Source organism: Bradyrhizobium sp., assembly GCF_049586575.1.
Taxonomy (GTDB): domain Bacteria; phylum Pseudomonadota; class Alphaproteobacteria; order Rhizobiales; family Xanthobacteraceae; genus Bradyrhizobium.
On sequence record NZ_JBAVCF010000171.1, the window covers coordinates 1 to 10,107 of the forward strand.

General features: G+C 61.1%; 10 protein-coding genes. 2 read left to right on the forward strand and 8 right to left on the reverse strand.

The genetic code is table 11. From position 1 onward, the window contains the following. From WB528_RS06555 to WB528_RS06580, 6 genes are all read right to left on the reverse strand, one after another. Nucleotides 1–460 (reverse strand): NUDIX domain-containing protein (locus tag WB528_RS06555; RefSeq protein ID WP_423887612.1); only part of this gene is annotated, 460 nt, incomplete at its 3' end. A gap of 4 nt (nt 461–464) precedes the next feature. Continuing rightward, nucleotides 465–1,421, reverse strand: coding sequence for a dihydrodipicolinate synthase family protein (locus WB528_RS06560; RefSeq protein WP_423887613.1), 957 nt, complete (start codon nt 1,419–1,421; stop codon nt 465–467). Nucleotides 1,422–1,442: 21 nt separating this feature from the next. Further along, nucleotides 1,443–2,321 carry an SDR family oxidoreductase gene (locus WB528_RS06565; protein ID WP_423887614.1) on the reverse strand — a complete coding sequence of 293 codons (879 nt, stop codon included), beginning with the start codon at nt 2,319–2,321 and terminating at the stop codon, nt 1,443–1,445. Nucleotides 2,322–2,398: 77 nt separating this feature from the next. Next, nucleotides 2,399–3,259 (reverse strand): MaoC/PaaZ C-terminal domain-containing protein, encoded by an 861-nt coding sequence (locus WB528_RS06570; protein WP_423887615.1) that lies wholly within the window; start codon nt 3,257–3,259, stop codon nt 2,399–2,401. Nucleotides 3,260–3,381: 122 nt separating this feature from the next. Further along, complete coding sequence (locus WB528_RS06575; protein ID WP_423887616.1) at nt 3,382–3,768, reverse strand: Zn-ribbon domain-containing OB-fold protein; 387 nt, start codon at nt 3,766–3,768, stop codon at nt 3,382–3,384. Further along, a complete protein-coding gene (locus tag WB528_RS06580; RefSeq protein ID WP_423887617.1) occupies nt 3,768–4,916 on the reverse strand; it encodes a thiolase domain-containing protein in 1,149 nt (382 codons plus the stop codon). The genes WB528_RS06575 and WB528_RS06580 overlap by 1 nt, the downstream gene beginning before the upstream one ends. 912 nt (nt 4,917–5,828) lie before the next feature. Between WB528_RS06580 and WB528_RS06585 the strand changes: the two genes are divergently transcribed. Continuing rightward, a complete protein-coding gene (locus WB528_RS06585) occupies nt 5,829–6,128 on the forward strand; it encodes an HU family DNA-binding protein (RefSeq protein WP_072823706.1) in 300 nt (99 codons plus the stop codon). A gap of 82 nt (nt 6,129–6,210) precedes the next feature. Here the strand turns inward: WB528_RS06585 and WB528_RS06590 are convergent, their stop codons facing one another. Beyond that, nucleotides 6,211–7,878, reverse strand: coding sequence for a flavin-containing monooxygenase (locus tag WB528_RS06590; protein ID WP_423887618.1), 1,668 nt, complete (start codon nt 7,876–7,878; stop codon nt 6,211–6,213). Between the two features lie 86 nt (nt 7,879–7,964). Then, nucleotides 7,965–9,197, reverse strand: coding sequence for an ABC transporter substrate-binding protein (locus WB528_RS06595; protein ID WP_423887619.1), 1,233 nt, complete (start codon nt 9,195–9,197; stop codon nt 7,965–7,967). A 367-nt stretch (nt 9,198–9,564) separates the two neighbouring features. Here WB528_RS06595 and WB528_RS06600 point away from each other — a divergent pair. Beyond that, nucleotides 9,565–10,107, forward strand: a 543-nt coding sequence (locus WB528_RS06600) for an SH3 domain-containing protein (protein ID WP_423887620.1), incomplete at its 3' end; no start/stop codon positions are given.

Here is a 10,107-nt window from a genome sequence, read left to right on the forward strand (position 1 = left end):
GCATGCCTTCCGGCGTGACCCAATGCGCATAAGCCACGAGTTCGTCGAGGGCGAGCACCATGCCGGTCTCATCGAGAATTTTCAGAAAGGTCGTCTTCCGCTCCGACAACGCCGCGCGGTGACTGGCTGCGATCTGCGCCGCCTGTTTCGCCGCGACGAGATGTTCCGACCCGCGCGGGCGCGCGAGCAGAATGCCGCTTTCCTCGAAGGTCTCGCGGATCGCGGCGATCTTGAAACTCAATTCGGCCGTATCGCCTCCCTCGCCAGCCGAATAAAATTCGGGCCGCGCGATGATGTCGCGATCGGCGGCATCGACGCTGCCACCGGGAAACACCAGCGCGCCGGAAGAGAACTCGATCTCATGATGGCGCACCATCATGAAGATCTCGATTTCCTGCTCCGCGCCATCTCGCAGCAGCAGGATCGTCGAGGCCGGACGCGCGGTGACGGCTTCTGCCACGAAATCAGCCCGCCGCGCTTGACTGCGGCTGCATGTTGGCCCGGCGATCGACCCGTGCGACGCGCGACAGCAGGTAATCCACTTCCGCCTTTGCGGTGACCGTGATGCTCGAGCCCGGCTTGCGCTGCGCGCTGGAAGCAATGACACCGCGCTTTTGCAGCACGTATTTCCGGACCGCCAGTCCAATCGCCGGCTGCTGCTCATAGCGGATCAGCGGGAGATGGGCGTCGAACAGGTCATGGGCCGCATCGCGGCGTCCTTCCTTCGACAGCCGAACGACATCGATCAGCATTTCCGGGAAGGCATAGCCGGTCATCGCACCGTCGGCGCCGCGCTCCATCTCGAAATCGAGGAACAACGCGCCGTTGCCGGTGAGAATCGAAATCGGCCGCAGCGAGCCATCCTTCTGGAAACCACGCAGCGCGGAAATCTTCTCCAGCCCCGGCCAGTCTTCGTGCTTGACCATCACACAGGACGGATTGTCCATGATGATCTTGCGGATCACCGCGGGCGTGAACACCACCGACAAGGTCAGCGGATAATCCTGCAACACCCAGGGAATGTCAGCGCCGATCGCTTCCACCGCCTGCTTGAAATAGCCGGTGATCTGATCGTCCGTGCGCAGGGCCGGCGGCGGCGCGATCATCACGCCGGCCGCGCCGGCATCCATCGAGGCGCGCGCCAGCGAACGCATGGCGGCAAATCCCGGCGCCGAGACGCCGACGATGATCTGCATGTTCTTGGCTCGCTTGACAAAGCGCTTGGCGATTTCCTCGGCCTCCGCGCCATCGAGCTTGGGCGCCTCCCCCATGATCCCAAGCACGGTGATGCCAGCGCAGCCGATCTCGCCATAGAAGTCGGTCAGCCGGTCGATCGATTTCTCGTCAATCCGGCCGTCGTCATGGAATGGCGTCGGCGCGATTGCGAAGGTGCCTTTGGCCTCGTGGGTGAGTTTTGTCATTGTTGCCTTCTTTCTTGTTCTTCAAGTCCGCCGCAGCGACTTCTTCAATTCTTCCTCGGAGAAGAAAATCTCCTTCGCATGCGTCACGATATCCTCGGGCCTCCAGCCGGTGAACGGCGGCTTCCAGCCTTCCATTTCCATCATCCGCATCTCGCGCACGCCGCGCGGGCCGGAAACGCCGAGCACCTTGCCGGTCTGGTCACCCGAGAGGTCGCTGACCATGTATAGCACGGCCGGCGCGATGCCATCAGGTCCGAGCGCCATGCCGGGATTTTCCTTATAGCGCGGCAGGTCTTCGGTCATGCGTGTCAGCGCGCCCGGCGCCAACGTCCAGACCCGAATGTTGTATTTTCGGCCCTCGATCGCGAGCACGTTCGACAAGCCCCAGATCCCGCCCTTTGCCGCCCCATAATTGGACTGGCCGAAATTGCCGATCAGCCCCGATGTCGAGGCCGTGTTGACGATGACGCCGCCGCCATTCTCGCGCATCCAACGGACTACAGGTTGCGTGGTGCAGAAGGTGCCCTTGAGATGCACCTTGAGAACCTTGTCCCAGGCGGCTTCCGTGGCCTTCGCAAAAGTCTGGTCAAGCAGGATGCCGGCATTGTTGACGAGGATATCGGCGCGGCCGAAATGCTTGATGGCATCGTCGAACACCGACTGCCCGCCCGCCATGGTCGATATGTCCGCGCCATTGGCGACCGCGCGGCCGCCTTCGGACTTGATCGCCTCGACGACCTTTTGCGCCATCGAAAGATCAGAGCTGGAACCATCGCGGGGACCACCGAGGTCATTGACCACCACCGCTGCCCCCTCGCGCGCAAACAACTTGGCATAGGCTTCCCCTAACCCGCCGCCCGCGCCTGTTATCAGTGCCACCTTGCCGTCGAGTAGTCCCATGACGCTCCTCCTCTGCCCGCTCTCTTTCTTCACCTCTCCCCGCAAACGGGGCGAGGGAGCGCACCGCCGTCGCGGCTCTATCCCAACTCTGTCTTGCCGCTCCGGATCACGACGGCCTCGCGCGCCTTCACCCGTGCCTCGAACGAGATCACGTTGCCGTCCTTCCAGAGATCGAGCGTCACGGTCTCACCGGGATAGACCGGCGAGGAAAACCGCGCGGCGTGTTGTTTGAAGGCGTTCGGATCGTAATCGGCATAGGTCTGCAAGATGCCGCGGCACGTGATGCCAAACGTGCACATGCCATGCAGGATCGGCTTCGAGAAGCCGGCGCGGCGAGCAAACTCAGGATCGGAGTGCAGCGGATTGCGGTCGCCGCAGAGCCGATAGATCAAGGCTTGATCGGGCCGCGTTGAAATATCGACCGAGCGGTCGGGGCGGCGCGACGGCACCTTGTGCGGTTCGGGCTGGCCTTCGGAGGGGCCGCCAAAGCCGCCGTCGCCGCGGGCAAAGCGAGAGGCAACGAGCGTGGCGAGCGCCTCGCCCTTTTCGTTCTTGAGCACGGTCTGGTGCCGGATCACCGCGCCCTTGTCCTTGCCCTTGTCGAACACGGCCAGCACGGTTGAATCGACAAGCAACTTCTCCGCCACCGGCAACGGGCGATGGAAGGTGATGTCGCGCTCGCCGTCGACCACCATCACCCGGTTGAGATTCATCTCGCCGGGGCCGGCGCCCCAGGCGGCGACGGACGCAAAGGTCGGCACGACTTTCAATGGGCGCGGGATCGCAGCGGCTTCGTTGACGAAGGCCAGCTCCTTCTCATCCATGGGATCGGCGCCCATGCCGATGCCGTAGGCATACAGCATCACCTCGCGGTCGCCATAGGAATAGCGCTGCCCGAGATTTTTCAGCGCCATCAGTTCATCGTAGTTGATAGCCATGGTAGCGTTTCTCCGAACCTCTTCGTTGTCATGCCCGCGCAGGCGGGCATCCAGTAGCCGCCGGTGTTTACTGGATCCCCGCTTTCGCGGGGATGACGACCTTTCGCTTGGTGCTGGTCTCCTTACACCGGCGTAAAGAACGGCAGCGGCGCGCCGTCGGTCGCCTTGAACACGACCTTCACCTTCTGTCCGATCTTCAGCCTTTCCATGTCGCAATCGACAAAATTGGTCAGGAGCGACGGCCCCTCCTTCAGCCTGACATAGCCGATCGCGTAAGGGCCGTTGGCGGATTTGCGCATCCGGCTGAACGTGTATATTTCGCCCTCACCTGAGCTTTCCTCCCACACGGTCTTGTCGGAGAAGCAGAACGGGCAGATCGAGCGCGGAAAATAATGCGCTTCGCCGCACGCGGTGCAGCGCTTGATCATCAGCTTGCCCTTGGCGGTCTGGTCCCAGAAGTGAGCCGTCTCGGGATTGGTTTGGGGCTTGGGATATTTCACGGCGTCCATCACACGCGCTCCAGAATGCAGGTTGAGGCGGCATGGCGAATGCCGAGCAGTCCGCCGGTGCCATGGGCAATGGCGAGATCGCAATTCGCAACCTGGACCTTCGGATGCGCCTCGCCCCGCAACTGCCGCACCGCTTCGATGATCTTGGTCATGCCGCCGCGATTGACCGGATGGTTGCTGCACAGGCCGCCGCCGTCGGTGTTGAACGGCAGCTTGCCGACGCCGGAAATCAGGTTGCCGTCGGCGACGAACTTGCCGCCCTCACCGTTCTTGCAGAAGCCGAGATCTTCGAGCTGCATCAGCACGGTGATGGTGAAGCTGTCGTAGATCGACGCGTATTTGATGTCCTTTGGCGTTACGCCGGCCTCTTCGAATGCCCGCGGTCCGGACCACACGCCGGCCGAATAGGTCAGATCGAGTTTCTGTCCGCCGCGCGGCCCCTTCATCGCCTCGCCATGGCCGATCATCCGCACCAGCGGCTTCTTCAGGCTTTTGGCAATTGCTTCCGACGTTACGATAAATCCGCCGCCGCCGTCGGTAACGACGCAACAATCCATCCGGTGCAGCGGGTCGGAAATCATCGGCGAGTTGAGGACGTCTTCCACCGTCACGACGTCCGGCAACATGGCGTGCGGGTTATATTGCGCGTGGTGGGAAGCGGCGACCTTGATCCAGGCGAGTTGTTCGCTGGTGGTGCCAAACTCATGCATATGGCGCATGGCGCACATGCCATAAACATTATGCGTTGTGCCGCCATAGGCGGCCTCGAAATCGACTTCCGCGCCGCTCGCACGCGGCGGCAACGGTCCCGTGCGCGGCTTGCCGGCGAGCGTGACCAGCGCGATCGAGCACTTGCCGGCGGCGATGGCTTCCGCGGCGTGGCCGAGATGGACCAGGTAGGAACAGCCGCCGGTATCGGTGGAATCGAAATGGCGGACTTTCAGGCCGAGATAATCGACCATCGCCATCACCCCGCCCGGGGCGTCACCGGCGCAGAAATAGCCGTCGATATCGGCTTTGGTCAGGCCCGCATCCTCGAGAGCGCCCTTGGCGATCTCGGCGTGAAGCTGGGCGGTGGATTTGTCGGGAGCGTGCCGGGTCGGATGCTCGTAGATACCGGCGATATAGGCCTTGCCCTTGATGGTCAAACTTACTCTCCGCTGACGTTTCTTCTCTTCTTGCCCTGATTTCTTGGCCTGCCGAGGCGGCCTTGGCAAGCGGTGAATATTCCGCGGGGTGATTTGGCAGGAATGCAGATTCTGGCGCCTCGGTCGTTGTCCCCGCGAAGGCGAGGATCCATAACCACGCACGATTGTTGTTGAGCGAGATGTGGCTCCAGCCCACCTACATCCAACATCGGTGGCTATGGATCCGGATCGCGCTTCGCTTGTCCGGGACGACAGAGATTCATCAGACACGCCTCCTCGTTCCCGCGGCATGTCCTGTCCGGGTTGCGCATATTTCATGTCCCCCTGCAAAAGCAGAGGGCGCAGGGAATGCCGGATGCGCGACCGCACCCGCAGCCTTGTGTGCGAATGAAAAAAGCACACAAGCATAGTCACCACAGGTCAGCCAAACGATCCGGCATTCCCTGCGCAATGGTTTGAACGACTTATTCCACGCTCTTCCCGGCGATCGGGCGTTTTTGTCACCGTCACCGGCGCGATGCCAAAACATCGATACCGGCTTGACGTCAGCGTCGAGACGTCAGAACCACGTGGCTTCGTCGTACGCCTCGCATGCGCTCGTCGGTCGCATCGAAGCGTCCATCGCATCCCGCACCCAACGTCCGTGACGATCGCGATACGCCCCTCTTGTGGGGGCGGGACGGGGCGGGCTTGTAAAGATGATTTGCCCGTCGCCGCAAGCAAAAGGAGCTGCGGCACATTGGCACGACGGGCAAATCAGCCCCGATTCACACTTCGCGGTGCACCGCAACCCCTTAAAAAACAGGGTTAGAAGCAAAAAAACGCAAAAAACCCCGAGAAAAACTGTGTAGAAGCCTCTTCCTCTGCGCAGAGAGCGTTATTATCAACCCGGTCCGAATCAGAGGAGACACAATGGCCACCCAAATGTCGAAGTCACAACTGGTCGAGAAAATTGCGACCACCACCGAACTTTCCAAGCGTGACGTGAAGAACGTCATGGATACGCTGACGGACGTCGGCCACAAGGAACTGAAGAAATCCGGCGTATTCCTGCTGCCGGGCTGGGCGAAGTTCGTCGTGGTCAAGAAGCCCGCGACCAAGGCTCGCAAGGGCACCAACCCGTTCACGGGTGAGGAAATGATGTTCAAAGCCAAGCCTGCTCGCAAGATCGTGCGCGCAAGGCCAGTGAAGGCCGCCAAGGACGCAGTTTAAGAAAGACACGGACCTTGAAGTTAAAGGCCCCCGCGATGGGGGCCTTTATTTTTGAGTCTAGACCTCATGAACGGGCGAAGCACTACGCTGACGCGCTAACGGTGGCGGCTTGTCCATCGACACGCTCCCCCGAGCTGAACGCGATCTCCTGATAAGCCTTCGCAGCGACGTCATTGGCGATAGCGACGAATTTCGGCGTGCCACCGTTGTAGAGGAAGTAGCGGACGGTGCCTTCTTCGTGGCCGGCAACATTGGAGTTGTAGCCGGTGAACCACGACTTGGCTTTGCGCATCAGCATGATCTCGTACATTTTGGCGACGTGCGCGGTCCAGCGCTCTTGCGCTTCGCGCGTTGCATCGGCCCGGGTGTAGCCGCGATCCCACATATATTGCAGCAAATTCGTGCACCAGTTGACGTTGTGCTCGATGCCGCGCGGGAAATTCGTCGAAGCGGACGCGCTTTGCGGTCCGGTCGGCATCAACAGATTCGGAAAACCGTGGATGAGCAGGCCGAGGAAGGTAGATGGCGCCTGCTTCCATTTTTCGGCCAGGGTCTCGCCGCCGATGCCGCTGATATCGATCAGATCAAAGGCGCCGGTGATGGCATCGAAGCCGGTGGCATAGACGATGATGTCGAATTCATAGTCGCGTTCGCTCGTCCGCAGTCCGTTCTCGGTGACGCGAACGAGCGGCGTCTCGCCGATATCGACAAGATGCACGTTGTCGCGGTTATAGGCTTCGAAATACTTCGTCTCCAACGGCAGGCGCTGGACGCCAAAGCCGTGATCCCTGGGGATCAGTTTTTCGGCAATCTTGGGATCCCTGACGCGGGTGCGGATGCGATCGGCGATGTAGGCCGACAGTTCGGCATTGGCGGCTTCATCCATGAATATCTCGCGAAAATTCGCGAGCCAGATGCCGAAGCCAGGCTCGTCATAGAGCTTGTTCCATAGCGCGAGCCGTTCCTCGCGTGTCACCTCGTAGAAGCCGCGGCTGTCGGGCCCATGTAGAAAGCTGCCTGGCGTGAGCGCGCAAGCCGCAAAGATATCGTCATAGCGCGAGCGAATGTCGGCCATTTCCTCCTCGCTGATCGCGCTGTTGTTGAGTGGCGCACTCCAGTTTGGCCGGCGTTGGAATACGGTGAGCTGGCCGACCTTGTCGGCAATTTCACCGATCAGCTGAATGCCGGTGGCGCCGGTGCCGATCACGGCCACTTTCTTGGCCCTGAGATCGACCGGTTCGTGCGGCCAGTAAAAGGTGTGGAATGAGCGGCCCTTGAAGTCGCCGATACCTTCCAGTCGCGGCATGGTCGGCGCGGAGAGCAGGCCGATCGCGAGACTTACAAAGCGGCACGTCAGCTCGCGGCCGTCCGCGGTCTTCACGTGCCAGAGATCGCGCGCCTCATTGAAGCGCATCGCCTCGACCCTGCAATTGAACTGCATAGCTTTTCGCAAATCAAATTTGTCGGCGACATAATTGAGGTAGCGCAAATTTTCGCTCTGGCTCGAAAAGCGCTCCTTCCAGTGCCACTCGTCGAGCAGTTCGCGCGAAAACGAGAAGCCGTAAGTGTAGCTCTCGGAATCGAAGCGGCAGCCGGGGTAACGATTCCAATACCAGGTGCCGCCGAGATCGGGGGCCGATTCCAGCACGGTGGCGTCGACGCCGAGATCGAGCAGCCGCTTGATCTGGTATATGCCTGCCACGCCGGCGCCGACGACGATCACCTCGTAATGGGTCTTGGCCTCTCCCATCATCTCCTCGGGATGTCTGCGTTGCGTCCGTATTCGCGGCCGCTGCCGGCGGCTTCCGGCCGCAGCCGCTCAATAATCCATAGCAGCTACTGCGAAAATTTGACGAACTTCGGGAACTCGAGCTTTCCTTCCGCAATCTTGGGCGGCCACACCGTGACCTGCTTGGCGTTCTGCCATTGGAAGACAAGGCCCGTGACATAGCCCGGGCCGGCCTTGATGCCGTGGGTGAACTCATCATCCTTGCCGTAGAACTCGATGTTGCCGATCGTACCTTCGAACTTCGTCTTCTCCATCTCCGCGACCATCTTGTCGGGATCGGTCGAGCGGGCGCGCTTGATCGCTTCCGCGATGATGTAAACGTCGTCATAGGCGGTGTAGCCGGTATAAGCCGGTGGTGTGCCGTATTTAGCCTTGAAGGCCTGGGCGAAGGGCTTTGTCTTGGAGGTCACCGCGACGTCGGGGGTCGCGACCGCCAGCGACGGCACGCCGTCGGCAGCGCCATTGGTGTCGTTCCAGAAGGTCGGGCTCAGGGCTTGCGCCGAGATGCCGAACATCGCGATCGGAACCTGCTGGTTCTTCCATTGCACGGTCGGCTGCACGCCGACATGGGAGATGCCGGTCACGATCGCGTCCGGTTTCTTGCCCTCGATGTTGTTGAAGATCGGCGTGAAGTCGGTGGTGTCGGGGGAAAAGCGTATGTGATCGACGACCTGCATTCCGGCTTTCGGGAAGCAGGCCTCGTAGCCGACGTCAAGCGGCTTGGTCCAGGCGGCGTCCTCGCTCATGATCGCGACAGTCTTCAACTTGAGACTGTCGACCAGAAGATCCTTGGCCGCATCGCAGACGAGTTGCGCCTGTGCCGCCGAGGTCAGGTAGCCGTGGAACGTGTACTTGTTCTTGTCGTAGTCATTGTGGATCGCTTTCGTGATCTCGTTCGAGGCGGCGCCGGGGGTGATCAGCGGCATCTTTAGCCGGGCCGCCCAGGGCTCGAGCGCCAGTACGACTTCACTGATATAGCTTGCGATGACGGCGGAGACCTTGTCCTCGCTGACTGCGCGCTGAAAGGCGCGGACCGAATCCGCGGACGAACTCTTGTTGTCATAGGTTACGATCTCGATTTTACGTCCGAGCACGCCACCGTTGGCGTTGATCTCGTCGGCGGCAATCTGCGCCCCGCCTGGCGTCGCCGCGCCTGCAATCGATTGCACCTCGGCGATGACACCGATCTTGATCGGGTCCGCCGATTGCGCATGGGCCGCCGCACCAAGAAAAATCGCTACACCGCTGGCAAGCAGAGTCGTCGTGCCTGATGGCTGCATCGTTCTCTCCCTTTTTGTATTGTTTTGTATTGTTGTTGTTTCTTCGCTGCGCCGCGGTAAGCGGAGCGCCCGCGCAAGTTTATCCTTGCCGTTTGGAAGTTGAAAGCGTCGGCAGAAGCCGATGTCTAAAATGCGGTCCGGCGCACTATTTCGCAAAAGCGTTCAATTGCCTCTCCGGCGGCGCGAAGCTCGGGGCTATGTGGCTGCGAAATGGTGGCAGCACATGAACGGTGAATGAACGCGCGGCCCCCGCGGGCGACGATCCGCCCGAAATCCGCCCGCCAACTCCATCTTTCGTCAAATGCTGCGACCTCCGCCGGAACGTCCTACCCGCATGAGCGTTCCGCCTTATAAGGAGGAACATGTCATGAAACTGAAAGCACTCTTGACGGCAGCCTTGCTGCTGGCGCCGACCGCCGCGCTCGCGGCCCCCGGCATTGTCACGGTATCGACGGGCTTGAGAGCGGGGCCTGGGCCCGGCTTTCCGCTGGTCGATCGCATTCCCGGCGACTCTCGCGTCAACGTCCACGGTTGCCTGAGGGGGTATGCCTGGTGCGACGTCAGCTGGTCCGACGACCGCGGCTGGATATCGTCGCAATATCTCGAATATCTCTACCGCAACAACTACGTCTATCTTCCCGATTATGTCGATGACATCGACATCCCCGTCGTGCCGTTCGTATTGAGTTCGTATTGGTCCAGCTACTATTCGGGCCGGCCCTGGTATCAACGCCGCGCCCACTGGACCAATTACTGGACATCCCATGAGCGCACCGCAACGCGGATGACGCTCGATCGATCGGCAGCCCGCATCGGTCGCGCGGCAACCCGCAGCGCGGTCGCCGAGGGACGCACACCCCGCGCCGGCGAGGCAGGTCGCCTGACTCGCGAGCAACGCTCCGGCCAGATC